The organism is Nocardioides sp. CPCC 206348, from assembly GCF_048654705.1.
Taxonomy (GTDB): domain Bacteria; phylum Actinomycetota; class Actinomycetes; order Propionibacteriales; family Nocardioidaceae; genus Nocardioides.
On sequence record NZ_JBMCZA010000229.1, the window covers coordinates 121,498 to 122,545 of the forward strand.

The window sequence follows — 1,048 nt, forward strand, 5'->3', positions numbered from 1 at the left end:
AGCGGTGATCCGCTACCAGGGACCTGCGGCCAACGGGATGCCCGAGCTGCACAAGCTGACGCCCGCCCTCGGGGTGCTGCAGGACCGGGGACAGCGGGTCGCGATCGTCACCGACGGCCGGATGTCCGGCGCGTCGGGCAAGGTGCCCGCTGCCATCCACGTCACGCCGGAGGCCGCTCTCGGCGGGCCGCTCTCGCGGGTGCAGGACGGCGACCTGATCACGCTCGACTCCGACGCAGGCACCCTCACCATCGACGCCGACCTGGCCCATCGGGCACCGACCGGGCAGGCGCCCACCGGTGACGAGTGGGCCGGCACCGGTCGCGAGCTCTTCGCGGCCTTCCGCACCACCGTCGGACCGGCCGACGAGGGCGCCTCGGTCTTCCCCGCACCCGCCGCCGACCTGGAGGTCCGCCTTGTCCACTCCTGAGAGCGTCCTCGACGTCGTCCCCGTGATGCCGGTCGTCGTGATCGATGACCTCGCCGCGGCCGTCCCGCTGGCCCGGGCGCTCGTGGCCGGCGGCCTGCCGGCGATCGAGCTGACCCTGCGCACCCCCGTCGCGCTCGAGGCCCTGCGCGCGATCGCCGACGAGGTGCCCGAGATCATGCTCGGCGCCGGCACCATCACGACGCCGGCCCAGGCAGCGGCAGCGGTCGCGGCCGGCGCCCGGTTCCTCGTCTCCCCCGGCCTCACCCCCGACCTGCTGGCCGCGATGGTGCAGACCGGCGTGCCGTTCCTGCCCGGTACGTCGACCGTCTCCGAAGTGATGCGGGTCCTCGACGCCGGGCTCACCGAGATGAAGTTCTTCCCGGCCGAGGCGGCCGGCGGCGCGCCGTACCTCAAGTCCGTCGCGGGCCCGCTGCCCCAGGCCCGTTTCTGCCCGACGGGCGGCATCACCGTCGACTCGGCGCCGACCTACCTCGGGTTGTCGAACGTCGGGTGTGTCGGAGGCAGCTGGATCACGCCCGCCGATGCGGTCGCGGCCGGTGACTGGGAGCGGATCAGCAAGCTCGCCGCGGAAGCGGCCTCGCTCGGCTGACGCGAGCC

Annotated in this window: 2 protein-coding genes; both read left to right on the forward strand. The window is 74.2% G+C overall.

Going from position 1 to position 1,048, the window contains the following annotated elements; translation table 11 throughout:
* The coding region (locus ACOADB_RS26370) for a dihydroxy-acid dehydratase (protein WP_378605995.1) at positions 1 to 430 on the forward strand (430 nt) is incomplete at its 5' end.
* Positions 417 to 1,040 carry a bifunctional 4-hydroxy-2-oxoglutarate aldolase/2-dehydro-3-deoxy-phosphogluconate aldolase gene (gene eda, locus ACOADB_RS26375; protein WP_378605998.1) on the forward strand — a complete coding sequence of 208 codons (624 nt, stop codon included), beginning with the start codon at positions 417 to 419 and terminating at the stop codon, positions 1,038 to 1,040. The genes ACOADB_RS26370 and eda, both read left to right, overlap by 14 nt.
* The last annotated feature ends 8 nt before the right edge of the window (positions 1,041 to 1,048 follow it).